Source organism: Marinobacter pelagius (assembly GCF_003315345.1).
GTDB classification, from domain to species: Bacteria; Pseudomonadota; Gammaproteobacteria; order Pseudomonadales; family Oleiphilaceae; genus Marinobacter; species Marinobacter pelagius_A.
On record NZ_QNRO01000001.1, the window covers coordinates 135,703 to 159,739 of the forward strand.

At 57.9% G+C, this 24,037-nt stretch carries 23 protein-coding genes and 1 CRISPR repeat array; of the genes, 19 read left to right on the forward strand and 4 right to left on the reverse strand.

Translation table 11 applies throughout. From position 1 onward, the window contains the following. Positions 1-19: 19 nt before the first annotated feature. From ispE to DET50_RS00700, 3 genes are read right to left on the reverse strand one after another with little or no spacing between them, the layout of a single operon-like run. Positions 20-883 carry a 4-(cytidine 5'-diphospho)-2-C-methyl-D-erythritol kinase gene (ispE, locus tag DET50_RS00690; protein ID WP_113860980.1) on the reverse strand — a complete coding sequence of 288 codons (864 nt, stop codon included), beginning with the start codon at positions 881-883 and terminating at the stop codon, positions 20-22. After that, positions 880-1,521: a lipoprotein insertase outer membrane protein LolB gene (gene lolB, locus DET50_RS00695; protein ID WP_113860981.1), complete on the reverse strand. Its 642-nt coding sequence runs from the start codon at positions 1,519-1,521 to the stop codon at positions 880-882. The genes ispE and lolB overlap by 4 nt, the downstream gene beginning before the upstream one ends. Continuing rightward, entirely contained in the window at positions 1,521-3,272 is a 1,752-nt protein-coding gene (locus tag DET50_RS00700; RefSeq protein ID WP_113860982.1) for a tetratricopeptide repeat protein, read from the reverse strand. Before DET50_RS00700 ends, lolB begins: the two co-directional genes overlap by 1 nt. A 221-nt stretch (positions 3,273-3,493) precedes the next feature. Between DET50_RS00700 and hemA the strand changes: the two genes are divergently transcribed. From hemA to DET50_RS00720, 4 genes are read left to right on the forward strand one after another with little or no spacing between them, the layout of a single operon-like run. Next, a complete protein-coding gene (gene hemA / locus DET50_RS00705; RefSeq protein ID WP_113860983.1) occupies positions 3,494-4,783 on the forward strand; it encodes a glutamyl-tRNA reductase in 1,290 nt (429 codons plus the stop codon). Then, complete coding sequence (prfA, locus tag DET50_RS00710; protein ID WP_113860984.1) at positions 4,780-5,868, forward strand: peptide chain release factor 1; 1,089 nt, start codon at positions 4,780-4,782, stop codon at positions 5,866-5,868. Before hemA ends, prfA begins: the two co-directional genes overlap by 4 nt. Then, the gene (prmC, locus tag DET50_RS00715) at positions 5,858-6,721 is read left to right on the forward strand and encodes a peptide chain release factor N(5)-glutamine methyltransferase (RefSeq protein ID WP_113860985.1); all 864 of its coding nucleotides are present in this window, start codon (positions 5,858-5,860) and stop codon (positions 6,719-6,721) included. The genes prfA and prmC overlap by 11 nt, the downstream gene beginning before the upstream one ends. An 18-nt stretch (positions 6,722-6,739) precedes the next feature. Next, the gene (locus DET50_RS00720) at positions 6,740-7,486 is read left to right on the forward strand and encodes a molybdopterin-synthase adenylyltransferase MoeB (protein WP_113860986.1); all 747 of its coding nucleotides are present in this window, start codon (positions 6,740-6,742) and stop codon (positions 7,484-7,486) included. Positions 7,487-7,624: 138 nt separating this feature from the next. Here the strand turns inward: DET50_RS00720 and phrB are convergent, their stop codons facing one another. Further along, positions 7,625-9,028: a deoxyribodipyrimidine photo-lyase gene (gene phrB / locus DET50_RS00725; protein WP_113860987.1), complete on the reverse strand. Its 1,404-nt coding sequence runs from the start codon at positions 9,026-9,028 to the stop codon at positions 7,625-7,627. A gap of 145 nt (positions 9,029-9,173) precedes the next feature. On the opposite strand from phrB, the gene DET50_RS00730 reads away from it, so the two are divergent. The 15 genes from DET50_RS00730 (at position 9,174) to DET50_RS00800 (ending at position 24,015) form a co-directional block, all read left to right on the forward strand. Further along, positions 9,174-9,671: an ATP-dependent zinc protease family protein gene (locus DET50_RS00730; RefSeq protein ID WP_113860988.1), complete on the forward strand. Its 498-nt coding sequence runs from the start codon at positions 9,174-9,176 to the stop codon at positions 9,669-9,671. Further along, entirely contained in the window at positions 9,668-10,573 is a 906-nt protein-coding gene (gene rimK / locus DET50_RS00735) for a 30S ribosomal protein S6--L-glutamate ligase (protein WP_113860989.1), read from the forward strand. The genes DET50_RS00730 and rimK overlap by 4 nt, the downstream gene beginning before the upstream one ends. Before the next feature lie 12 nt (positions 10,574-10,585). Beyond that, on the forward strand, positions 10,586-11,650 hold the full coding sequence (locus DET50_RS00740; protein WP_113861242.1) for a succinylglutamate desuccinylase/aspartoacylase family protein: 1,065 nt from the start codon (positions 10,586-10,588) through the stop codon (positions 11,648-11,650). Between the two features lie 20 nt (positions 11,651-11,670). Next, positions 11,671-12,096 (forward strand): secondary thiamine-phosphate synthase enzyme YjbQ, encoded by a 426-nt coding sequence (locus tag DET50_RS00745; protein WP_113860990.1) that lies wholly within the window; start codon positions 11,671-11,673, stop codon positions 12,094-12,096. An 80-nt stretch (positions 12,097-12,176) separates the two neighbouring features. Further along, complete coding sequence (locus DET50_RS00750) at positions 12,177-13,136, forward strand: helix-turn-helix transcriptional regulator (protein ID WP_113860991.1); 960 nt, start codon at positions 12,177-12,179, stop codon at positions 13,134-13,136. Between the two features lie 168 nt (positions 13,137-13,304). Further along, positions 13,305-15,500, forward strand: a complete 2,196-nt coding sequence (cas3, locus tag DET50_RS00755) for a CRISPR-associated helicase Cas3' (RefSeq protein ID WP_258546013.1) — start codon at positions 13,305-13,307, stop codon at positions 15,498-15,500. An 8-nt stretch (positions 15,501-15,508) separates the two neighbouring features. Beyond that, complete coding sequence (cas5c, locus tag DET50_RS00760) at positions 15,509-16,168, forward strand: type I-C CRISPR-associated protein Cas5c (RefSeq protein ID WP_113860993.1); 660 nt, start codon at positions 15,509-15,511, stop codon at positions 16,166-16,168. Beyond that, the gene (gene cas8c / locus DET50_RS00765) at positions 16,165-17,952 is read left to right on the forward strand and encodes a type I-C CRISPR-associated protein Cas8c/Csd1 (RefSeq protein WP_113860994.1); all 1,788 of its coding nucleotides are present in this window, start codon (positions 16,165-16,167) and stop codon (positions 17,950-17,952) included. The genes cas5c and cas8c overlap by 4 nt, the downstream gene beginning before the upstream one ends. Then, positions 17,949-18,821, forward strand: a complete 873-nt coding sequence (gene cas7c, locus DET50_RS00770) for a type I-C CRISPR-associated protein Cas7/Csd2 (protein ID WP_113860995.1) — start codon at positions 17,949-17,951, stop codon at positions 18,819-18,821. Before cas8c ends, cas7c begins: the two co-directional genes overlap by 4 nt. A 52-nt stretch (positions 18,822-18,873) precedes the next feature. Then, complete coding sequence (locus DET50_RS19760; protein ID WP_113860996.1) at positions 18,874-19,161, forward strand: DUF4258 domain-containing protein; 288 nt, start codon at positions 18,874-18,876, stop codon at positions 19,159-19,161. Then, on the forward strand, positions 19,162-19,386 hold the full coding sequence (locus tag DET50_RS00780) for a type II toxin-antitoxin system MqsA family antitoxin (RefSeq protein WP_113860997.1): 225 nt from the start codon (positions 19,162-19,164) through the stop codon (positions 19,384-19,386). A gap of 14 nt (positions 19,387-19,400) precedes the next feature. Then, positions 19,401-20,027, forward strand: coding sequence for a CRISPR-associated protein Cas4 (gene cas4, locus DET50_RS00785; RefSeq protein WP_113860998.1), 627 nt, complete (start codon positions 19,401-19,403; stop codon positions 20,025-20,027). Next, entirely contained in the window at positions 20,024-21,043 is a 1,020-nt protein-coding gene (gene cas1c / locus DET50_RS00790) for a type I-C CRISPR-associated endonuclease Cas1c (protein ID WP_113860999.1), read from the forward strand. Before cas4 ends, cas1c begins: the two co-directional genes overlap by 4 nt. A 12-nt stretch (positions 21,044-21,055) precedes the next feature. Next, on the forward strand, positions 21,056-21,349 hold the full coding sequence (gene cas2, locus DET50_RS00795; RefSeq protein WP_113861000.1) for a CRISPR-associated endonuclease Cas2: 294 nt from the start codon (positions 21,056-21,058) through the stop codon (positions 21,347-21,349). Between the two features lie 178 nt (positions 21,350-21,527). Beyond that, positions 21,528-22,683: direct repeats of the CRISPR family, unit length 32 nt; unit sequence GTCGCGCCCCTCGCGGGCGCGTGGATTGAAAC. A gap of 354 nt (positions 22,684-23,037) precedes the next feature. Then, positions 23,038-24,015 (forward strand): TAXI family TRAP transporter solute-binding subunit, encoded by a 978-nt coding sequence (locus tag DET50_RS00800; RefSeq protein WP_113861001.1) that lies wholly within the window; start codon positions 23,038-23,040, stop codon positions 24,013-24,015. Positions 24,016-24,037: the final 22 nt, after the last annotated feature.

The window sequence follows — 24,037 nt, forward strand, 5'->3', positions numbered from 1 at the left end:
GTATCGTGCTTTTTTGGCATCATTTTAGCTCTGTCAGCTTTTGGTGAAGAGGCGATATGTTCACCCCTTTAGCTACGAACCCCGTGATGCCGGAGGGTTTGCTTTCCCAGATAATCCGGGCTGCGGATTCTGTCGGGAAACGTCCAAAAATGCAAGCCCCGGTTCCGGTTAATCTTGCAGGTCCGAATTGTGAAAGCCATTCCAGGCTCTGGTTAACCTCCGGATACAGTTTACGAACTACATCCTCACAGTCGTTTCGGTACCTCGAGGCGTCTCCCTCAAAAGCGGGCGCTATTTTGATTTTTGGGGTGTCCCTTGTCAACCCTTCTTCGGAAAAAATCTTTCCGGTGTTGATGTCGCAAGCCGGCTTGAGCACAACGAACCAGTCCTCCGGCGGACTCACCGGTGTGAGCTTTTCACCCACACCTTCGCCAAAGGCGGCATGGCCCCGGACGAATACCGGTACATCGGCTCCAAGGTCCAGGCCGATCTCTGCCAGTTCATCCAGGCTGAGATTCATCTGCCACAGATAATTGAGCCCCAGCAGGGTGGTGGCGGCGTTCGAACTGCCGCCGCCGAGCCCGCCGCCCATGGGCAGGCGCTTGACCAGACTGATGGTGACTCCGGGCAGGGTGGTCCTGGCGCGGGCCGCCAGGGCCCGGGCGGCCCGGATAATGAGGTTGTCCTCATCCGCGACCCCTGGCACCGGTTCTGCCAGGCGAGCGCCAGGCTGGTCGGGCGTCAGGGTGAAGGTGATGTCATCACCGTAGTCCAGGAACTGAAACAGGGTCTGGAGCTCGTGGTAGCCGTCAGGCCGGCGACCGACAATATGCAGGAAAAGGTTGAGCTTGGCCGGCGAGGGCAGGGTAATCGAAGTGTTCATTGCTCTTTCCCGAGATCGCGCCATTGGCCGATCACCATCCGGACCCGCTTCTCGCCTTTGAGTGCGGTAATCCGGGCGGGCAGTTCGGGATAGCCGGCCAGGAAGTCCTGCCAGCGATCGTAACGGATTTCCCAGCCGGCCTGGTGGATGATGGCCAGCTGGTTCTGTTCGTCGAACAGGAGCCGGAAATCGCCGCCCGGTGCAGGCAGGCCGCGGATCCACCACACCAGGTTGTCGATGGGGAGCTGCCAGCCGGTGGCGGCCTCGACCAGTTCCTCCGGTTCACTGGAGCGGTAACTGTCGCCGTTGGGCAGGGTGAGCTCGATGAATCCGGGAACCCCTTTCAGCGAGGTGCTGCCCATGCCCAGGAAGGAGGAAGAGAGAGCCAGGTCGTAGGCTTCGCCATCCTGGATCCAGCGGTTGATCAGGGCCGTGCCGCTGTCCGCGGGTTGGCGAACTGCCAGTTTGCCGGAAAGTTCCCATTGGTCGAACTGGCTCAGCTGGCGGGTTCTTTCGGCCCAGCCGGGGGGGGGCTGGTCGGTCATGCCCTCCGGTAAGGGTTCCAGTTGAATGGTGGTGCAGGCTTGCAGCAGGGCGAGCAGGATCAGGGCCGTGACAAGTCTGGCTCCAGCGGCCATTACTGGTCTCCGTTACCGGTCAGCCGCTGGATGGTTTCGCGCAGGATCTCGTGGTCCGGATCCTGGTCCAGCCCTTCCTTCCAGACGATCCGGGCCTGTTCTTCCTCTCCGGCCATCCACAGGGCCTCGCCATAGTGGGCGGCCACTTCCGGGTCCGGGTAGGCTTGCCACGCCTTTTTCAGGTATTCCAGGGCGGGTTGGAGCTGTCCCTCCCGGAACAGGACCCAGCCCATGCTGTCGAGGATGGCAGGATTTTCCGGGTCCAGGCGCAGGGCCCGCTCAATGTAGGTGCGGGCCTCCTGCAGGCGATCCGTGCGGGTTGTCAGGATGTAACCCAGTGCATTCAGCGCAACTGCGTTGTCCGGCTCCGCTTCGATGATCTGGCGCAGATCGGTCTCGGCTTTGTCCGGCTGGTCCAGGGTATCGTAGAGCATGGCCCGGGCGTACCGCACCTCGACATTGTCGGGGAACTGATCCAGAGCCTCGGTGGCGGTTTCGAGTGCCCGTTGTTGCCGGTTCTCATCCAGCAACAGATTTACCTCCAGCAGCCAGAAGTTTTCGGCTTGCTTGGGGTGCGCTTCCCGCATGCTACGGATATGCTCGAGGGCTTCCGTTAACTGTCCTTCCTGCGCCAGAAGCGCGCTCGAGCGCGCCAGGGCCGGGAAGTAATAATTGCCCTGTTCCACGCTCTGATAGTAACCGATCGCCTGCTCGGTATTGCCGGCCTGGTCCTCGATGCGGCCCAGGTAGTAATTGGCTTCGTTGGTATGGTGGCCTTGCTCGACCAGGCGAGTCAGTTCCCTGCGCGCCAGATCAGGCTGGTCATTTTCCAGGGCGACCAGGGCATGGGAAAGCCGCAGGCCGGGAACCTCGGGGTAGCGCTTGACCAGCCGGTTGAACTCATCCTGCGCGGCTTGCAGTTCGCCTTCATTGATCAGCATTCGTCCGTACAGCGTGCCCATCTGCCGATTCGCGGGAAACCGGCGTGTGTTCACCATCATGTAGTCCAGGGCCTGGCGTTTTTCGCCGGTCTCGTACAGCAGGTCGCCCTTCAGCACGATTGCCGGCTGGAAGTTTTCGTGTTTTTCCAGCAAAGGCTCCAGGCGGGCAAGGGCATCACGGGGCTGGCCGGACACTTTCATCAGCAGGGCGATGCTGTATTCCAGTTCGGGCGTGTCCGGATGGCGCTCGGCCAGTTGTTGATAAAGAGCCAGCAGTTCCTGTTGTTGCTCCGGCGGCATGTTGCCGGCGATGACTGCCAGGCTGTCGAAGTCTGCGTCACCGCCCTGGTCCATGATGGTTTCCATGTGGCCGAGGGCGGTTTTCAGGTCATTGCGTTTTACCGCCTGAATGGCGGAAACCCGGTGCGCCTGCGTACTGTCCGGGTTTACTTCGAGCCAGAGTTCGGCCAGTTGGGTCTGTGCATTATCACCGTTCAGGGACTGGGCTATGCGCATGGCCCGCTCAATAACGCCCTCGTCACGGGATAGCTTTGCCGCCTTGAGATAATGAACCAGGGTAACGTCGTAACGGCCTCGTTGGGCGGCTATTTCGCCGCTTAGCAGGAGGTAGAGTACCTCGGGTTCGAAATCCGAGTACTCGATCTGCTGTTCTGCCGGCTCGGCTCGGGGCGTTTCGGGCTGCTGCGAGGCGGCCTGCTCCTCTGATCCGGACAGGCTGGCGCAGCCAGAAAGAGCAGTGAGGGTGGCGCCCATCAGACAGGTGGCCAAAAACGGTGCGGATTTGTGCATGCAACTTCCCGTTACTTGTCAACGACACATCAGAATGACCTGAACTTGAGGCAGATCGGGTCCCGGCCTTTACCGAGCCCCTATAATGGCATAAGCATCTGATCTTGCCCAACCTGTCCGCACTTGCCGAAGATTGGCGGCTTTCGGGTGGCAGGTCAGGGCGGTGACAGTTAAAATGTCGGCAATATATCCTTTATAGGCATGGGGTTTTTTCGCTCGAAATGGCACTGGTAACGCTGGGAATCAATCATCGCACTGCGCCCGTGGAGCTCCGGGAGCGGATAGCGTTCACTCCTGAGCGCATGGAAGAGGCGTTTGCCGAGCTCCGTGTTGCCTCCGGGGCCAGCGAGGCGGCGATCCTCTCCACCTGTAACCGGACGGAACTGTATCTTGCCGGGGATGATGACTGCGCGCCTCTGGTGCTGCGCTGGCTGGCCGGGTTTCACAACCTGGATGCGGGTGAGCTGGAGGAGGCGGTCTATGTCCATCGGGATGCGGATGCGGTTCGCCATGTCATGCGGGTTGCTGCCGGCCTCGATTCCATGGTGCTGGGCGAGCCCCAGATCTTCGGCCAGCTGAAAGATGCCTACGCCCTGGCCCGCAAGCACGGCGCCAGCGGCTCGTTTCTCTCGCGCATGTTCGAGCAGACTTTCTCGGTGGCCAAGCGGGTGCGTACCCAGACCGCGATTGGCGAGAACCCGGTATCCGTGGCCTATGCCGCGGTGAGCATGGCACACCACATCTTCTCCGACCTGTCCCGCAATCGTGCGTTGCTGATCGGTGCAGGCAAGACCATCGAGCTGGTGGCCCAGCACCTCTCCGAGGCGGGCGTGAAGGACTTTGTGGTTGCCAATCGTACCCTGGAACGCGCCCAGTCTCTGGCGGAAGCCCATGGCGGCAAGGGCATTGTCTTGTCCGAGATTCCCGACTATCTCCCTGATGTCGATATCATCATTTCCTCCACGGCCAGCCCGTTGCCCATCCTGGGGAAAGGTGCCGTGGAGCGGGCGCTGAAGAAGCGCAAGCACCGCCCATATTTCATGGTGGATATTGCAGTACCCCGGGATATCGAACCGGAAGTGGCCTCCCTGGCGGATGTCTACCTGTACACGGTGGACGACCTGCGGCAGGTGATTGAGGAGAATATCCGTTCCCGCGAGGGTGCCGCCCGAGAAGCGGAGAACCTGGTCACCGACGGGGTTCAGGCATTCCTGAATCAGCTCAGGGCGCTGGATGCGGTCTCCACCCTCAAACAGTTCCGTCAGCGTGCCGAGACCCTGAGGGATGTGGAGACAGAAAAAGCCCTGCGCGCCCTGCGCAACGGCAGCGATCCGGAAACAGTGCTTCGCAGCCTGGCCCGGGGCCTCACCAACAAACTTTTGCATGAACCGTCCGTACAGGTTCGCAGGGCCACCACCGAGGGCCGTACGGAGGTTACCGAGTGGCTGCGAGAGCTGCACCAGCTCGATGCCCTGGAAGCGGACGCCGCCACCACACCGGAAAAACTATGAAGCCATCCATTCAGTCCCGCCTCGAACAGCTGGTTGACCGCTTCGAGGAGGTCAGCGCGTTGTTGAGCGACTCTTCCGTCATTGGCAATCAGGACAAGTTCCGGGACCTGTCCCGGGAATTTGCCGAGATCGAACCAGTGGTTCATTGCTTCCAGGCCTGGCAGCAGTCCCTGGAAGACATTGAAGCCGCCGAGGAGCTGGCGAACGATGGCGATGCCGACATGCGCGAGATGGCGGAAGAGGAGCTAAAGAGCGCCCGCCAGAAAAGCGAGGAGCTGGACGAGGAGCTCCAGCACCTGATGCTGCCGAAAGACCCGAACGATCGGAAGAGCGCTTTTCTTGAGATCCGTGCCGGCACCGGTGGCGATGAAGCGGCGATCTTTGCCGGGGACCTGTTCCGCATGTACTCCCGCTACGCTGAGCGCCGCCGCTGGCAGGTGGAGATGCTGAGCGAGAGTGAAGGGGAGCATGGCGGATTCAAGGAGGTGGTTGCCCGGGTCAGTGGCGATGGTGTCTACGGTGCGCTGAAGTTTGAATCCGGGGCCCATCGGGTGCAGCGGGTTCCCGAGACCGAATCCCAGGGTCGAATCCACACCTCCGCCTGCACCGTGGCGGTCATGCCTGAGGCCGACGAGGCCGAGGCTGTTGAGATCAACAAGGGTGACCTGCGGGTGGATACCTTCCGTGCCTCCGGAGCCGGCGGACAGCACGTCAACAAGACGGATTCGGCGATCCGGATTACCCATCTACCCACTGGGATCGTGGTGGAGTGCCAGGAAGAGCGTTCCCAGCACAAGAACCGGGCCAAGGCCATGAGTCTGCTTGCGTCCCGGCTGCAGAACGCGGAAATCGAGCGCCAGCAGAAAGCCCGGGCAGAGACCCGCAAAAGTCTGGTGGGCAGCGGCGACCGTTCCGAGCGCATCCGCACTTATAACTTCCCCCAGGGGCGGGTGACCGACCACCGCATCAACCTCACTCTCTATAAGCTGGACGAGGTGATTGCCGGTGACCTGGACGCAGTGATCGTTCCCCTCCAGCAGGAACACCAGGCCGAGTTGCTGGCCGCACTTGCCGATGACCAGTAACCCCTCACTGACCTGCGAAACCCTGATTCGTGACGCCTCACGCCGGATTGCCAGTGACACTCCGCGTCTCGATGCCGAACTTCTACTCAGCCATGTTACCGGTCTGGGCCGGACCAGCTTCCGGGCCTGGCCGGAGCGGGTGGTTGAACCGGCACAGCTGGAGGCATTCGAGGCCCTGGTGACCGAGCGGGTTGCCGGCAAACCGATCGCCTACCTGCTGGGGCACCAGGAGTTCTGGTCCCTGCCACTGAAAGTCAGCCCTTCCACGCTGATCCCCCGGCCGGATACCGAGTGCCTGGTGGAGGTTGCGCTTTCGTTACCATTACCTGCCAAGGCACGGGTGCTGGATCTGGGCACCGGAACCGGCGCCATTGCCCTGGCACTGGCCTCGGAGCACTCAGGTTGGCAGGTCAGCGCCTGTGACACCGTGGAAGAAGCCGTCGCACTGGCGAGCGAGAATGCCCGGGCGCTCGGGCTTGCCGTTTCGGTGGTTAGAAGCCACTGGTTTGACGATCTGCCCCCGGGCAGCTTTGATCTGATTGTGTCCAACCCTCCCTATATAAAGGAAGGCGACCACCACCTGGGCGAGGGGGACGTGCGTTTTGAGCCGGGCTCGGCCCTGGTATCGGGTGTTGATGGTCTGGACGATATTCGCGAAATTGTGACCCGGGCGCCGGACTGGCTCGCTGGCAAAGGCTGGCTGCTGGTGGAGCACGGTTATGATCAGGCCGCGGCCGTGCAGGCATTATTCCGGGCCCGGGGTTTCGAGTCAGTGGAAAGCCGGCAGGATTACGGCCAACGTGACCGTATGACGCTCGGCCGCTGGCCGGGCAATCCTGATAACAAGTCATGACAAGAAGGGGAGGCGGGTATGCTCAGTGACGAGGAGCTGCTGCGCTACAGTCGACAGATTCTGATGCCCAGGTTTGATATTGCCGGGCAGGAGAAACTCAAATCCGCGCGGGTGCTGGTGATTGGCGCCGGCGGTCTCGGCTGCCCGGTGGCCCTTTACCTCGGGGCTGCGGGGGTTGGCCACCTGACACTGGTGGATGATGACGATATCGAGCTGGCCAATCTCCAGCGCCAGATTGGCTTTGACCAGAGCCAGCTGGGGGATTCCAAGGCGGAGAGCCTGGCGGATCGGATTCGGAGGATCAATCCGCTGGTGTCGGTGACCGCCCTGAAGGCCCGGCTGGATGGCGAGGAGCTGGCCCGATGGGTGGAGGAAGCGAGCCTGGTGGTGGATTGCAGTGACAATTTCCATACCCGCTTTACCCTGAACCGGGCCTGTGTGGCAGCGAGAGTGCCGCTGGTTTCCGGTGCGGCGATTCGTGGCGAGGGGCAGTTGTCGGTGTATGACCGGCGGGTTGAGAGTAGCCCCTGTTATCACTGTCTCTATCCGGAGCAGGGTAATGAGGATCTGACCTGTTCCCAGGCCGGGGTGATTGCGCCGCTGGTGGGCATGATTGGTTCGGCCCAGGCCATGGAGGCGATCAAGGTGATCACGGGCGTAGGCAAGCCATTGGTTGGCCGGTTGCTGTTGCTTGATGCCTGGGAGATGCAGTGGCGCGAGATGAAACTGGCTCGGGATCCGGATTGTCCGGTCTGTTCTGTCTAGTCCCGGGTGGGCAGGGTTGGGAAAGGTCTCTCCAAAACACGCTCCTGGCGGCACATCCCTGTGGCGCTTGAGCTCCGCCATCCCTGGCTCCGCACAGTTTTGGACAGACTTTCCCCAACCCTGCCTCTGGCCTGTGAGTTAGTTCTTCAGTGCCTGAAACTTTGCGATCGCCTCTTTTCTGCTTTCCTTGAGGTCAACAATCGGCCTTGGATACCCTTTCGGAATAACGCCCCCCTTTGCACAGGGATCGTGGATGCGTTTTCCATCCAGTTTTGCCAGTTCCGGCACCCATTGCCGGATAAAGTCGCCGTCCGGATCGAAGCGTTCGCTTTGGGTCACCGGGTTGAAAACCCGGAAGTAGGGAGCCGCGTCGGTGCCGGTGGAGGCGCTCCATTGCCAGCCGCCGTTGTTGGAGGCCAGGAAGCCGTCCACCAGTTTTGACATGAAGTAAGCCTCGCCCAGGCGCCAATCGATGAACAGGTTCTTGGTTAGGAACATGGCGGTGACCATGCGCAGTCGGTTGTGCATCCAGCCGGTTTCGTTAAGTTGTCGCATGGCGGCGTCGACGATGGGGATGCCGGTACGCCCTTCCTTCCAGGCCTCGAACTTGTCTCCGGGCGTGTTCCATTCGAGAGCTTCGGTTTCCGGCTTGAATGCCCGGTGCATGCTGACCCGTGGGTAGTGGTAGAGGATGTGGATGTAGAAGTCCCGCCAGGCGATTTCGTTGGTCCAGGTAGCCAGTCCTTCCTGGTTGCCGCCATCTCCCTGGGCTTGTCGTGCGGCCAGCAGGCACTGGCGGCCCGAGAGGACGCCGTTGGCCAGGTAGGGTGACAGCTGGCTGGTACCGTCGACGGCGGGAAAATCGCGCTGGTCCTTGTACGCGCCGACCCGTTCCTGCAGGAAATTTTCGAGCTGGTCATGGGCGGCGTCCTCGCCGGTTTTCACCAGGGCTGGCGGCGCGTCGCCGAATCCTTCCGGTACGCCTTCAATCCGATCTGGTTTGAGCGCATCGCCCCGGGCGGCGGGAATCGGGAACAGTTGGGGTGAGTTTTCCTCGATCCAGCTGCGCCAGCGGCGGGCGAAGGGGGTGAAAACCGAGTAGGGGTCACCTTGTCCGGTGCGGATGTCGCCCACGGGGGCGACGGTCTGGTCACGGTATTTACACAGTTCAACCGGCTGGTCGGCGAGGCGCTGTTTCAGGGCCTTGTCCCGGCGGCGCTCGTTGATGCCGTATTCTTCGTTAATGTGGATTCGTGTGACGTTGTGTTCATGGCAGTGGGCGAGCAGGAGGTCGAGGCTGTCGTCGAACCGGTTCCCGTACAGGAAGGTCATCGGGATGCCGAGGCGTGCCAGGGTTTGGGCCAGATCGTTGGCGTGTTCTATCACGAACCGGACCCGGGCCGGCGACCAGTCGTGTTCGCGCCATTGATCCGGTGTCAGGATGTAGCAGGCGCGGACGGTGTCGTCTGTTTTGCAGGCGGCGGTAAGTGCCGGATTGTCGGCGGTGCGGAGGTCGTTTTTGAACCAGATCAGTTGTGCCATTGGGTATTCTGTCCTTCGGGAACGCTCCTGTAAGGGTAATCACGGTCCCTGTTGCAATGAAATCACCGAGTTGGATATTCGCCGGGGTGGCAGGTTTGGATTATAGTTAAGTCTGATTTGCCTAAAGAAAAAAGGGACTTACCGGATGCCGAAAAAACCAAATGATGTGCGCCATGCGATTCAGCCAACACCGGTGGATAACAGGGTCAGCCTCGGTTGGCGGGAGTGGGTCGCACTGCCGGATCTGGATATCTCCCGCATCAAGGCCAAGGTGGACACGGGTGCACGCACCTCCTGCCTGCATACGTTCAGGACCGAGCCCTATACCGAGAACGGCGAGCGACGGGTCCGGTTCTGGGTGCATCCGGTCCAGAACGACCTGCACCATGTAGTGGAGTGCGATGCCCGCGTACTGGATGAGCGCGACGTATCCGATTCCGGAGGCCACCGTGAATTGCGTTTGGTGATTGAAACCACAGTGGTGGTGGGTGATCAGAGTTGGCCCATTGAAATGACACTCACCAACCGGGATTCCATGAGATTTCGCATGTTACTGGGGCGCACAGCCATGGCCGGTCGTTCGGTGGTGTTTCCTGAAGCTTCCTATCTTGCCGGTGAGCCGGTTATAAGGACCGAGAAATGAGAATAGCTGTACTGTCGCGGAACAAGAACCTCTACTCCACCAGGCGCCTGGTGGAGGAGGGCATCAATCGCGGCCATGAAGTGCGGGTTATCGACTGCCTGCACTGTTCCATGAACATCACCTCCGCCAAGCCCCAGATCAGTTACCACGAGGAAATCCTTGAGGGTTTCGATGTGGTTATCCCGCGTATCGGGGCGTCGGTAACCTTCTATGGTACGGCGGTGTTGCGCCAGTTCGAGATGATGGGCGTGTTTCCGGTGAATGAGTCGGTGGCAATCACCCGCAGCCGGGACAAGTTGCGCTCGCTGCAACTGCTCGCCCGCAAGGGTGTCGGTATGCCGGTCACCGGTTTTGCCAACAAGCCCGATAACGTGCCTGAGCTGTTGAAAATGGTGGGTGGCGCGCCGGTGGTGATCAAGCTGTTGCAGGGTACCCAGGGTATCGGGGTGGTGCTGGCGGAAACCCGTAAGGCTGCAGAGAGTGTCATCGAGGCGTTTATGGGCCTGAAGGCCGACATTCTGGTTCAGGAGTTCATCAAGGAAGCCGGCGGTGCCGACATTCGCTGCTTTGTTATTGGTGACAAGGTGATTGCCGCCATGAAGCGCCAGGGCGCGGAAGGGGAATTCCGTTCCAACTTGCACCGCGGTGGCACCGCCTCTCTGGTGCGCATCACGCCGGAAGAACGCCGCACGGCGATCATGGCGGCCAAGTCCATGGGCCTGAACGTGGCCGGCGTCGATCTGTTGCGCTCCAGTCGTGGTCCGCTGGTCATGGAGGTGAATTCATCGCCGGGTCTGGAAGGTATCGAGAATGCTACCGGCAAGAATGTGGCGGGCATGATCATCAACTGGACCGAAAAGAACCAGAAGCCCTGGAAAACCAGAACCAAGGGAAGGGGCTGAAGCATGGCGCGGATGGCGCGGGCACCGTTCGAGATTGCGGGCACCCAGATCAAGGCGGGTACACGGGAAACCGTCGAGGTTCCGGTCGCCAAGCTTTACACCCACACGCCGCTCCATATTCCGGTGGAAGTGGTGCATGGCCGGCGAGAGGGGCCGGTGCTGATGGTGTGTGGCGCCATCCATGGTGACGAGATCAATGGGGTGGAGATTGTTCGTCGCGTACTGACCAATTCGGCGCTGCGGCACCTGCGCGGTACGCTGGTGGCAGTGCCGATCGTTAATATCTTTGGCTTTGTCCAGCGCACCCGATACCTGCCGGATCGAAGGGATCTGAACCGGTGTTTCCCCGGAAGTGAGAGCGGTTCGCTGGGCGGCAGGATTGCCTACCTGCTGCGCACCCAGATCATGGAGCGGGTTACGCACATCATTGACCTGCACACCGGCGCCATCCACCGGTTCAACCTCCCCCAGATCCGCGCAGAGCTGAAGAACCCGGAAACCGTGCGCATGGCCGAAGCCTTCGGTGCGCCGATCATCATCAACGCCAGTCTCCGCGAGGGCAGCTTGCGGGCCTATGCCGATTCCCAGGATATTCCGGTCATCACCTTCGAGGGCGGAGAAGCCCTGCGCTTTGATGACGTGGTTATCACCAGCGGGGTCAAGGGCGTGATCCGGGTCATGCGGGAGCTGGAAATGGTGCCGGCGAAGAAGGGGCCCAAGGCTCCGAGAAAGCGCTCGGAAACCGCTGCCAACTCCCAGTGGGTGAGGGCGGACATTGACGGCATCATGCGCCCGGTGGCCCGTCTCGGGCAGAAGGTGCGCAAGGGCCAGAAGCTCGCCATGGTGGCCGATCCCTTCGGCGAGACCGAGGAGGCGGTGACCTCTCCCTGCTCCGGCATTGTGATCTGTGTGAACAACCTGCCGCTGGTGAACGAGGGCGAGGCCATTTACCACATTGCCCGCTTCGACGAACTCAGCGAAGCCGAGAAGGCGATGGACTATTTCCGCAGCTCCTTCGAAGCCGAGGTCAGTGAGGCGGTGGTGCCGGTCCATCCCTGGGACGAACTGCAGAAATAAGCCGGAACTCGGGAGTTACCATGATCTGGGATCAAACCATCATTGAACTGGCCCCGCTTCAGCGGGGGTTCCATCTGGTCACCAACGAGGTGCTGGCGCAGGCTCCGAGCCTGGCTAACTGCGAGATGGGTTTGCTGCACCTGTTTATCCAGCACACCTCGGCCTCCCTGGCGGTCAACGAGAACGCCGACCCGGATGTGCGCGGGGATCTGGAGCGCCACTTCAATGTCATAGTGCCGGAGAATGCGCCCCACTATGAGCATGTAATGGAGGGGCCGGACGATATGCCGGCCCACATCAAGAGCATTTTGATCGGCCCATCGCTCACTCTGCCGGTATCCCGGGGCCATCTTGCCCTCGGCACCTGGCAGGGCATCTATCTCTGCGAACACCGGGACCGGGCCGGCAGTCGCCGGATTGTTGCCACGCTTCAGGGGCGGTGGTGACTCTTATAGGGCGGGTAGCAATCGCATAAATACTTAGCTAACGTTGAGGGGTTGATAACGAAAAACTGCAAGGATTGCGAGTGAGCCGTTTTGACCGCATCTACAAAATCCACGATATCCTCCGCAATGCCCGCCGTCCGGTGCCAATGCGCGTCTTTATGGAAGCGCTTGAAGCCAGTCGAAACACGGTTACCCGGGATTTTGAGTTTCTGAGAGACTCTCTCGGCGCGCCCATTGAATACTGTCGGGAACATAACGGCCATCAATATGCGCCTGATTCCCCTGAATTCGAACTGCCAGGGTTCTGGATGAACCCGGCTGAACTCTATGCGCTGCTGGCGTGTGAACAGTTGCTGGAAAACGTGCAGCCCGGAATGATCACCAGTCGGCTGGCGCCACTGAAGGACAAGATTCGTCACCTGCTGGGCGAATCGGGACACGACGCTGAACGCATCAGCGAGCGCATCCATATCCAGCCGATCCAATCACGCATGGCCGCGCCTCAGATCTTTGATCCGGTGGCCGAAGCCACACTCGCCGGCAAACGACTGAGTTTCTCTTACAGGGCACGTAGCAGCGGGGACATCAGTCATCGCCAGGCAGACCCTCAGCGGTTACTGCATTATCGCTCGAATTGGTATTTGCTGGCGGAATGCCGCACAGCCGACGCCCTTCGCCTGTTTTCCCTGGACCGTATTTCCGAACCCCGAGTGGAGGATACCCCATCAGTGCAACGAGTGACCGAAGAGCTGGACGGGTTTGCCTACGCCAGCTTCGGAATTTTCGGCGGCGGTCCGAAGGGCACCGCACACCTCAGGTTCTCACGCCATGCGGCGGAATGGGTTGCGGATGAAATCTGGCACCCCGATCAGATTGGAGAACACTGGGATGATGGCTACCACTTGAAAGTGCCGTACTCCGATGAACGGGAACTGGTGATGGAGGTTTTGCGTTACGGGCCGGATGTAAAAGTGATCGGGCCGCCAGAGCTCCGAAGTGAAATTGTGCGGAGGATACAGAAGATGGCGGATAAGTACTGATAATTTCGACAGTGGTGCGTTCTTTGGGGCAGTAAGCCCTTTAGGCTGCCAGGAAATGTCCAAGGAAAGCCCCGAAGGAGTGAAATGCATAATCGCGATTATGTGGCCCACGTCAAGCTGGATGACCGTTCCGGAAATTGGCTGGAGCCGCACAGCCTGGAAGAGCACTTGCAGAAAGTGGCCAAGCTCAGTGGCACAAGGGCTGATGAGTTTCAGTCTGCTGGCTGGGGGGTAGCAGCCGGACTTTGGCATGACCTCGGAAAGTATCGTGGGGCCTTTCAGGAATACATTCGTGACGCATCCGGGTTTGAGCGTGAGAACGCTCACGTGGAAAACCCGCAAAGGGTTACACACTCGACGGCAGGTGCGGTCCATGCGATCAACCAGTGGCCCTCGGTGCCCGGTTACATCATTGCTTATTTGATTGCAGGGCACCATGCAGGATTGCCGGACTGGTCGGGCAACCGTGGCTCGCTGCAATTTCGCTTGCAGGAGGCAGGACCGGAGTATTCCGAAGCCATGGCGGCGCGGATACCTGAATATCTGCTCAGAGCGGACCAGCCGGAAGTTCCCTATCAGGCAAGGAGCACTGACTCAATCAGCCTCTGGATGCGACTGTTGTTTTCCTGCCTGGTGGATGCCGATTTTCTCGATACCGAGAGTTACATGGCGCCGGAGCGGGTGAACCAGCGAGGTCGATTGCCGAAACTGTCTGAACTTCATCCAGTGTTTTTTGAACGGATGAGTCGGTTGCAGAAGGCGTCAGACGATACCTCTTTGAATTGTACTCGTAAGGCGATCTTCGATGCTTGCCAACGGAGTGCTCCCGAGCCATCGGGAATATTCGGCCTGACGGTTCCCACCGGTGGTGGAAAGACACTCGCCAGTCTGGGATTTGCGCTGGAACATGCCAGAAAGCACGGTAAGTTGCGAGTTATCTATGCCATCCCGTTCACTAGCATCATTGAACAGAACGCTGCCGTATTTCGGGAATTTCTGGGCGAGGAAGCTGTACTGGAACACCATAGCAGTCTGGATGTTGACCCCGGTTCCGAGAGAGCCGGATCCAGGTTGGCGGCGGAGAACTGGGATGCGCCGCTAATTGTCACCACGAACGTCCAGTTGTTCGAATCCCTGTTTGCCAGCAGAACCAGCCGTTGCAGGAAACTGCATAACTTGGTGAACAGCATTGTGATTCTGGATGAGGCCCAGCAAATTCCTCGTGATTTTCACGAACCCATAACCCGGGTAATGCAGCAGATGAGCGATCATTTTGGGGTGACCTGGGTGCTGTGTACGGCTACGCAACCGGATCTTGGGAAGCAGCTTGATGCGTTTGGTGGAGTGCTCCACACCGGTCTCGATAATATCCGTGAAATCATCCCGGATCCGGCAGAACTCGCTGGGCAGCTAAAGCGGGTGGATATTGAGATGCCGCCCAATCCGGATGAGACGACTTCCTGGGAATCGCTGGCCGAACAGTTATCACAAGAGGACTGTGTCCTGGTGGTCGTGAACAAGCGTCAGGACGCGAGAACGCTCTATGATCTGCTGCCCGAAGGGAGCGATACCTACCACCTGTCCGCCAATATGTGCGCGGAGCATCGATCCCGGATCCTGGCGGAGATTCGGCACAAACTGTCCGAGCGGAGGGGCGGATCTGAAATGCCTCTGCGAGTAGTCAGCACTCAGCTGATTGAGGCCGGTGTGGATGTCGATTTCCCGGTGGTTTACCGGGCCATGGCGGGCCTGGATTCCATCGCTCAGGCGGCCGGGCGCTGCAACCGTGAAGGGCGGATGGCTGATCGGGGTCGTGTCGTGGTGTTCCAGCCAGAGCAATTACCGCCTCCCGGTTTCCTGAGACAAGCCGCACAGGTAACCCTCAAGCTACTCAGGAGTGGTCAGTTGAATGAACCGCTTAGTCCGCAGGCAATACAAGCATTTTTTACCGACCTCAATACTCAAGGTGACCGCGACAAACACGGAATCTGTAAGCTTCTGAAAGCCGAGAGTTCCCCGGACGCACCCTTGGGCATTCAGTTCCGGGAAGCCGCAGAGAAGTTCCGCCTGATTGATGATAGGGGTGTTGGTGTTGTGGTTCCTTTCTGCCCGGAAGAGTATGAGGAAACACCTGTCGACCAGTGGCTGGCGATGCTGGAGCAGGATGGTTCCCAGAAATGGGTTCACCGGAAATTACAGAGATACAGCGTCACATTGCCGGAGTCGCTCGCCAAGCAGTTGCATGTTTTGGGGGCGATCTATGAACGTGCCGGGAAGTTTGTTGTTGAATACAGCCATTACCACCCGATTTGGGGCGTTCAGGCACCGGACAGCCTGATTCCCGCCGAATCAACCGTTATATAGGAGGGCTCATGGGCTTTTGCCTGGAAGTTAGCGGAGAGTTTGCGTGTTTCACCAGACCAGAGATGAAGGTAGAGCGGGTGAGCTATGACGTGATTACCCCGTCTGCAGCCAGAGCCATTTTTGAGGCCATTCTCTGGAAGCCGGCAATTCAATGGCAGGTCACGCAGATCGAGGTATTAAATCCGATCAAATGGATGAACCTGAGACGCAACGAAGTGGAATCCATCGTATCCACGCGCACGGCCAAGTCGGCAATGAACAGTGGTGAAGGGCATCTGGGAATCTACGTTGACGAACAGCGCCAACAGCGCGCCAGTCTTTTGCTGAAAGATGTTCGGTACCGGCTTCATGCCGAGTTTCAAATGACGGATAAGGCCGGCCCGCAGGATTCAGCAGCCAAGTTCGCTGATATGTTCCGTCGCCGTGCTGAAAAGGGGCAGTGTTTCAATCAGCCCTATCTGGGATGCCGTGAGTTCAGTTGTGATTTTGCTTTAGTCGATGCCAGCGATGGCCCTGAGCCGATTCAGGATTCACCTGATCTCGGGTTTATGCTGTATGACTTGGATTACTCTGATCCGGCCTCACCTCGTCCACTGTTTTTTAGAGCAAAAATGGAGAGCGGAGTAGTAACTGTACCTGACCGCAACAGCCTGGAGGTGAGGGGATGATTCTTCAGGCTTTGTGTGATTACTACGACCGGAAAAGATCAGCAGGAAGCCCGCTGCCCCCCGTGGGTTTTGAAGAGAAAGAAATTCCATTTGTCATAGTCCTCAGTCCTGAAGGGAGGTTTATTCAATTAAAGGATGCCCGTGAGTTTCAGGAGAAAGGTAAGCCCGTAGCCAAGGCATTCACTGTGCCACAAGGTGCAAAACGCAGTGGTGCCAAATCTTACGAAACAGCCTACTGCCTCTGGGATCATTTCGGCTATGTGCTGGAACAGCCAAAGGTTTCCAAGCCAGGTGCGGAGCCCAGTTCTAAAGAAGTCGACATGGCCGGTAAGCAGCACGAGGCGTTCGTTCATCTGGTAGACCGTCTTCGAACAGAGATACCGGATGATCAGGGCGTGCAGGCCGTTCACGCATTTCTTCATGACGAAGCCGAGAAAGAGAAAGCCCGACAGGCACCGGAATTTCAGGAATGCCTGAAGATCTCGGGGTGCAATCTCACCTTTCAGTTGAGTTCTGACAATAACCTCGTCTGCCAGTCACCCGCTGTTCGCCAATGGATTGCAGAGCAACCCCTGGACAATGAGAACCAGGATGGCATTTGCCTGGTTACTGGCGAAAAAACCAAGATTGCTCGGCTGCACCCGGCTGTAAAAGGTGTGTGGGGAGCCCAGATGGCCGGCGCGAACATTGTTTCTTTCAATATCGACTCGTTCAATTCCTGGGGCAAGGATAAGGGCAACAATGCGCCAGTGGGTGAGGAAGCCGCCTTCAAGTACACCACCGCTCTTAATCAACTGCTGCGTACTAGCAGTCCCCAGCGGTTGCAGTTGAATGAGACATCGGTGGTCTGGTGGTCGACCGGGGAGAATTTTCTCGAAAGCAACTTGCAGTCATTCTTCAACGATACGCCCAAGGATGACCCGGATAGTGGCACCAGAGCGGTCAGGCAGCTTTTTGAAAGTCTTCATTCAGGCGCTTTTTTGGCGGGTGCCGGTACCGAGCGCTTCTATCTGCTCGGGCTTTCTCCCAACGCAGCCCGAATTGCTGTTCGATTCTGGCAGGTGGGCACAGTGGCGGAATTCAGCACACAGCTGGCCCAGTGGTGCCGGGACACCGCAATTGCCAGCAGAAACGCGGACTACCCACCGTTGAAACCTCTGCTTCGCTCAACGGCATTGCTGGGAAAAGATGAAAACCTGCCACCCCATCTGGTTGGAGAAACAGTGCGCGCAATTCTCATGGGATTGCCGTTACCGGCGAGTCTTATGCAGGGCGTCATCAAACGCATCAAAGCCGAACAGGGCGAGGTGACACCCTATCGGGCGCGATTGATCAAAGCCTTCCTGAACCGCTCTTATCGTTATCACAATCTCACCAATGAGGAAGTGACCATGGCTTATAACCCTGAGGAAAAGCGTATTGGCTATCGCCTGGGATGCCTGTTTGCCGTGCTGGAAAAGCTACAATCGGATGCCAATCCGGGACTGAACGCGGGTATCCGGGATCGTTACTACAGTAGCGCCAGCTGTAATCCTAAATCTGTTTTCGGAACCTTGATGCGATTACACGCCCACCACCTCAAAAAGCTGCCCTATCAGGGGCAACGAGTCGTTGCCGAGAAGCGTATTGCGAAGATCATCGCGGATATCAACGAATTCCCCGCCCACCTCAGCCTGGAAGAACAGGGGTTATTCGCCATTGGCTACTACCACCAGCGCCAGGAACTTTTTACCAAGCATTCAAAAGAACAAGCACATGATGAGTCAGAAGGAGTCGAAGTATGAGCCTGAACAACCGTTATGAATTTGTGTACCTTTTTGATGTAAAAGACGGCAACCCCAATGGGGATCCCGATGCTGGCAACCTGCCGCGGGTGGATGCCGAGACCGGACAGGGATTAGTGACCGATGTGTGCCTTAAGCGCAAGGTGCGGAACTACGTCGGCATGGTGAAGGAGGAAACTCCTCCGTTTGAGATCTACATCAAAGAAAAGGCGGTGCTTAACAAGAACAACCTGCGGGCGTACGAGGCGCTGGAGTTAAAGCACGAGTCAAAGAAACTGCCCAAAAAAGAAGAGGATGCCAGGAAGGTGACCCAGTGGATGTGTCAGAACTTCTTTGATATCCGGACTTTCGGTGCCGTCATGTCTACAGATGTGAATACCGGTCAGGTTCGGGGCCCTGTTCAGATGAATTTTGCTCGGAGTATCGAGCCCGTTGTCAGCGCCGAACACAGTATTACCAGAATGGCAGTAACGACTGAGAAAGAAGCTGAGGCACAGAGCGGTGACAACCGAACGATGGGGCGGAAGTTTACAATCCCCTATGGCCTGTATCGTTGCCATGGATTCATCTCGGCGAATCTGGCGAAGCAGACCGGATTCGGTGAAGAGGATCTGGAGCTGTTCTGGGATTCTTTGGTGAACATGCTTGACCATGACCGCTCTGCCAGCAGGGGCGAAATGTCACCTTGTGCATTGCTGGTATTCAAACACGATTCGGCTCTTGGTAACGCGCCGGCCAGGAAGCTGTTTGAGCTTGTTGACGTTAGGAGGAAGTCTGAAGGGCCTGCCAGAGATTTCAGCGACTACAAAGTAACAGTCAACGAGGATCAGTTGCCCAAGGGTGTAGAGCTGATCAAGTATCTGGACTAGCGGGGAGCCGCTTGCCTCATTCAGTATAGATATCAAGGAGAGTGTTTCAGGGATGAAACAATGTACGTCAGTTAAGTTCAGCGGTCATGCGCTCAGGCGTATGTTCGAAAGATCGCTGTCTACGGATGAAGTCATATTCACTATCCAGACCGGAGAAGCGATAACAGGCTATCCTGACGATAAACCCTACCCCAGTGAGTTGCGGTTGGGGTGGATAAACGACAGGCCCGTTCATGTTGTCTTCGCACAAAATCAGGAGAACAGTGAGTGTTACGTGATTACCGCTTATGTGCCATCGCCGGAAATCTGGAATGATGACTTTAAAACCAGGAGAAACTGAATGAAATGCGCAATTTGTAAAAATGGGGAAACCCATCCTGGCACTACCACCGTGACCATGACGCGTGGGGAGGCCACCATTGTTATCAAGAATGTGCCCGCGGAAGTGTGTGATAACTGTGGTGAGTATTACCTCGATGACGCCATTTCAGGAAAGATTCTGAACATGGCAGAGGAAGCGATAAAGCAGAACCACGAGGTAGAAGTGATTCAGTTCGCTGCCTGAGGGGCCAGCCGTACATGCAGGATGAAAAGCTCATTCCTCTATCCGCGTTGCAGCATTACGCCTTTTGCCCCCGGCAATGTGCCCTGATACACAATGAACAGGTATGGGCCGAAAACTGGCTCACTGCGCAGGGTAAGGTGTTGCATCAGCGCGTAGACCGGGGCGAGCCGGAGACTCGTAAAGGTATTCGCTATGAGCGTGGTGTATTGGTAAGCGCAGAATGGCTTGGAATCACCGGAAAGCTAGATCTTGTGGAGATCGAGCTATCCACCGGCAATATGAAGCCGGTCGAGTACAAAAGAGGTAAGCCCAAGCGGGATAGTTGGGACCGGATTCAGCTTTGTGCCCAGGGACTTTGTCTCGAGGAGATGCAGGGCCGGCCTGTTCGTTCGGGCGCCCTCTGGTACTGGCAAGTCCGCCACCGGGATGACGTGGAATTTACAGAACAGCTAAGGGATGAGACGCGTTCTGTAATTGCTGGAGTGCGGGACTTGCTCACCAGTGGACATACTCCCAAAGCGGCTTATGAAAAGAAATGTGATTCCTGCTCGTTATACGACCTTTGTAATCCGAAATTATCTGGGAACGACCTGAGCGCTGGGTACGTTGACGCGCTATTCGATGAAGAGAACAGGCAATGAAAAAGCTCCAGAACAGTCTGTATATAACCCGTCAGGGTTCTTATGTGCATAAGGAGCGGGAAACGGTCGTTATAGAGCATGAACATAAAAAGCTGATGCAGGTGCCAATTCACTCGGTCTCTGGTCTTTTCTGCTTCGGCAACGTATTGGTGTCTCCGGCCTTAATGGGGTTTTGTGGTGAGAAGGGCGTGAACCTGGCGTTCTTTACCGAATATGGTCGCTTCTATGGCCGGCTTCAGGGAAAAAAATCGGGAAACGTTTTACTGAGACGCGCCCAATATAACGCCGATGAATCAGCGAGCCTTGAAATTGCCCGTTCTGCGGTCGCCGCAAAGCTGGTCGGATGCCGGAATGTTCTCCTTAGGCATCAGCGTAATCATGGTGCAACAGAGTCACTGGGGATGGCAGTTAAGCATTTGGCGGCATCCATCCGGTTGGCAAAGTATGTTGATAATCTCGAGTCATTGAGAGGCATCGAAGGGGATGCGGCCGCAAAATACTTTGCCGTGTTTGGAGAGCTCATAAACGAGAACTTTCGTGAAGAATTCATGTTCTCGGGAAGAAACCGAAGGCCGCCCCGAGACCCGGTTAATGCATTGTTGTCATTTGTCTACTCGATTCTGGGCCAGGATATCAGCGCAGCACTCAACGGCGTAGGCCTGGATCCTCAAGTGGGTTATTTGCATGCCGATCGCCCGGGCAGGGACAGCTTGGCTCAGGATCTGCTTGAGGAATTCAGGCCGTGGCTGGCGGATAGACTTGTACTGAGTCTTATAAACCGGAAACAACTGAGAGCAACTGATTTCGTTACTGAATCCTCCGGCGCCGTCAGGATGTCCGATGATGCTCGAAAAACGGTACTGGTCAGTTACCAGGAACGGAAGCAGCAGGAAGTGATGCATCCCTTCCTCAAAGAGAAAGTGCCCATAGGAATAATCCCCCATATCCAGGCAATGTTGCTTGCCCGCCACCTCAGAAAGGATCTGGAAAGGTACCCGCCCTGTGTCGTGCGATAGGAGAGCTTTGCAATGATGGTATTGGTTACCTATGACATCTCGATGGAAGACCCGCAAGGTCCGGGCCGCTTGAGGCGAGTAGCAAAAGTTTGTCTTGATTACGGGGTGCGTGTTCAGTATTCAGTCTTTGAATGCGAGGTTGATCCGGCCCAGTGGACCTTTTTCAGGGATGAACTACTGAACATTTATGAAGAAGATAAAGACAGCCTTCGATTCTATAAATTAGGCAAAAACTGGAAGAACCGGATTGAACATCATGGAGCTAAGCCCGCTCCTGATATTTTCCGGGATGCGATGATTCTGTGATCGCTAACCGGCAGTGCTCATTAACAACTGGGAAAGTTAGCGAAAGGCCAGGACCTGTGTGGTGCCTGGCTTTTCTGTATTTGCTCATCCGATGAGCAGCAACGAAATGATATTACCCGTTTACGTCAGCGAAACCTGAGAGATGGCTGGCTTGATTTCAGTAGGTTAGGATAGGGCGGTCGCGCCCCTCGCGGGCGCGTGGATTGAAACAGCATGGGGGTAATATGATATACTCCCGCTATGCGTCGCGCCCCTCGCGGGCGCGTGGATTGAAACTCCCTTATGTAAGTTTCCCCCCTGAAACTATTGGTCGCGCCCCTCGCGGGCGCGTGGATTGAAACTACCAGTTCACCGACCCGGTATGGGGCGTGCGGGGTCGCGCCCCTCGCGGGCGCGTGGATTGAAACAGCCCAGTCGGCTGCCCAGTCGGCTTCGGCGGCAGGTCGCGCCCCTCGCGGGCGCGTGGATTGAAACATACCGACCAGCCATTCCCAAACATTGCCCACCATGTCGCGCCCCTCGCGGGCGCGTGGATTGAAACAGGCAATGCCGGATGCTGTGCTTAGATGCGTAAGTCGCGCCCCTCGCGGGCGCGTGGATTGAAACTGATAATCGTGCATCTGCTTTCGGTACAGCATGGGTCGCGCCCCTCGCGGGCGCGTGGATTGAAACATGCGAGCCGTCATCTACTACACGGTGGTTGTGCGTCGCGCCCCTCGCGGGCGCGTGGATTGAAACAGGCGGCAACATGACTGTGTTTTACACAGCAAAAGGGTCGCGCCCCTCGCGGGCGCGTGGATTGAAACCCAGACGTTGCCCACCATGTCGGCGATGCCCGCCGTCGCGCCCCTCGCGGGCGCGTGGATTGAAACAGCCAGCAACTCTGCTTCGCCCGCAATGACAAGGTCGCGCCCCTCGCGGGCGCGTGGATTGAAACTATGAAAGTGATTCAAGGCTAGTAACTCACCTGGTCGCGCCCCTCGCGGGCGCGTGGATTGAAACTATTCGGGCGTGAACAGCGTTGGCGAAGCCGTGAGTCGCGCCCCTCGCGGGCGCGTGGATTGAAACAATCAGTTTGAGATCAACAACACCGACCCGGCCAAGTCGCGCCCCTCGCGGGCGCGTGGATTGAAACCGGATGCCGCTGTAGATGTCCTTCTCGGCATAGATGTCGCGCCCCTCGCGGGCGCGTGGATTGAAACTCGCTCAGGGTGATGCACTGGCGCGGGAGCCATGTCGCGCCCCTCGCGGGCGCGTGGATTGAAACCCGGAAGGCATCGGGGCGTTTGGGGTGGAGCTCAAGTCGCGCCCCTCGCGGGCGCGTGGATTGAAACATGCAAGACGACGCGCTTACCGCTTCCGCACCGTCGCGCCCCTCGCTAGGGGGCGCGCCTCGGCAGTGAGTATCCGGCAATCAAGTTGCAATAAGCGCAGTCTGTTTACGTAAACCTCCCTCCAGTTCCCACTCAATGTCTACACTCAGGTGTGGACATCTACCCATTGCCTCCCGGTAATGGGTGGGTATCCACACATTCTTGAGTCGCTCAGTTCTGCGCCGGATCAATAACACCTTGTTTTATAGGTGTTTTCCGAAACTGGTCCGGTCCTTGCTGATACAGAAGCTCACCGTGGCCGTTGACGGTCGCGTCAAGCACCCGACAACCAAAATGATATGGGGAGCATCCTCTATGAAGATTCAAGCCATTCTGGCAGCAGCCGTTGCCTCCGCCGCCATCGCCAGCCCGGCCATGGCCCAGGACAAATCCGACTGGCCCGAGAGCTTTACCATCGGTACAGCGAGCCAGGGCGGTACTTACTTCGCCTACGGTTCCGGATGGGCCAACTACATGGCCGAGACCCTGGGTATTTCCGGTGGTGCCGAGATTACCGGTGGTCCGATGCAGAACATGGCGCTGGTACACACCGGCGACCTGAACTTCGGCCTGACCACCATGGGGCCGGCCCGTGAATCGCTGGAGGGCAATAGCCCGCTGGCGCCGGGTATGGCCATGGACAACGTCTGTGCCATGTTCCCGATGTACGAAACTCCGTTCTCGGTAACCACCCTGAGCAGTTCCGGCATCACCTCCATCGACGACATTCCGGACGGTGCCACCATCGGTTTCGGTCCGGCCGGTTCCACCTCCGACACCTACTTCCCGCGGATGATGGAAACCCTGGGCGTGGATTTCGAGCGTCGTAACGGCAGCTGGTCCGATCTGGGTACCCAGCTCCAGGATGGCCTGATCGACGTGGTGGCTTTTGCCGCCGGCATCCCGATCCCGGCCGTGAGCCAGCTGGAAGTGCAGACCGACGTGAACATCATCGGTATGACCGACGCGGAGATCAAGAAGATCACCGAAGCGTTCCCGGTGTCCGAGTTCACCATTCCGGCCAGCACTTATCAGTCCCTGGAAAAGCCGTCCCAGGTGGTCTCCATGTGGAACTTCGCTATCGCCAACTGCGACGTGCCGGATAGCCTGGTCTATGAAATGGTCAAGACCACCATGGAGAACAACGACAAGATGGTCTCCATCCACAAGGCTGCGAAAACCACTGTTCCCCAGAACTACACCAAGAACAACGTTCTGCCCTGGCACCCGGGTGCAGCACGCTGGTTCACTGAAAACGGCTACGAGATCCCGGAAAACAAGATCCACGAGTAACCGTTGTGTATGAGGAGGCTGC

Coding starts and splice junctions, on each gene's coding strand:
- prfA (WP_113860984.1), top strand. CDS start 4,780: ATGAAGCCATCCATTCAGTCCCGCCTCGAACAGCTGGTTGACCGCTTC.
- cas4 (WP_113860998.1), top strand. CDS start 19,401: ATGCAGGATGAAAAGCTCATTCCTCTATCCGCGTTGCAGCATTACGCC.
- cas2 (WP_113861000.1), top strand. CDS start 21,056: ATGATGGTATTGGTTACCTATGACATCTCGATGGAAGACCCGCAAGGT.
- cas7c (WP_113860995.1), top strand. CDS start 17,949: ATGAGCCTGAACAACCGTTATGAATTTGTGTACCTTTTTGATGTAAAA.
- cas5c (WP_113860993.1), top strand. CDS start 15,509: ATGGGCTTTTGCCTGGAAGTTAGCGGAGAGTTTGCGTGTTTCACCAGA.
- DET50_RS00730 (WP_113860988.1), top strand. CDS start 9,174: ATGCCGAAAAAACCAAATGATGTGCGCCATGCGATTCAGCCAACACCG.
- lolB (WP_113860981.1), bottom strand. CDS start 1,521: ATGGCCGCTGGAGCCAGACTTGTCACGGCCCTGATCCTGCTCGCCCTG.
- phrB (WP_113860987.1), bottom strand. CDS start 9,028: ATGGCACAACTGATCTGGTTCAAAAACGACCTCCGCACCGCCGACAAT.
- DET50_RS00780 (WP_113860997.1), top strand. CDS start 19,162: ATGAAATGCGCAATTTGTAAAAATGGGGAAACCCATCCTGGCACTACC.
- DET50_RS00700 (WP_113860982.1), bottom strand. CDS start 3,272: ATGCACAAATCCGCACCGTTTTTGGCCACCTGTCTGATGGGCGCCACC.
- cas8c (WP_113860994.1), top strand. CDS start 16,165: ATGATTCTTCAGGCTTTGTGTGATTACTACGACCGGAAAAGATCAGCA.
- DET50_RS00745 (WP_113860990.1), top strand. CDS start 11,671: ATGATCTGGGATCAAACCATCATTGAACTGGCCCCGCTTCAGCGGGGG.
- rimK (WP_113860989.1), top strand. CDS start 9,668: ATGAGAATAGCTGTACTGTCGCGGAACAAGAACCTCTACTCCACCAGG.
- DET50_RS00800 (WP_113861001.1), top strand. CDS start 23,038: ATGAAGATTCAAGCCATTCTGGCAGCAGCCGTTGCCTCCGCCGCCATC.
- hemA (WP_113860983.1), top strand. CDS start 3,494: ATGGCACTGGTAACGCTGGGAATCAATCATCGCACTGCGCCCGTGGAG.
- DET50_RS00720 (WP_113860986.1), top strand. CDS start 6,740: ATGCTCAGTGACGAGGAGCTGCTGCGCTACAGTCGACAGATTCTGATG.
- cas1c (WP_113860999.1), top strand. CDS start 20,024: ATGAAAAAGCTCCAGAACAGTCTGTATATAACCCGTCAGGGTTCTTAT.
- DET50_RS19760 (WP_113860996.1), top strand. CDS start 18,874: ATGAAACAATGTACGTCAGTTAAGTTCAGCGGTCATGCGCTCAGGCGT.
- DET50_RS00740 (WP_113861242.1), top strand. CDS start 10,586: ATGGCGCGGGCACCGTTCGAGATTGCGGGCACCCAGATCAAGGCGGGT.
- prmC (WP_113860985.1), top strand. CDS start 5,858: ATGACCAGTAACCCCTCACTGACCTGCGAAACCCTGATTCGTGACGCC.
- ispE (WP_113860980.1), bottom strand. CDS start 883: ATGAACACTTCGATTACCCTGCCCTCGCCGGCCAAGCTCAACCTTTTC.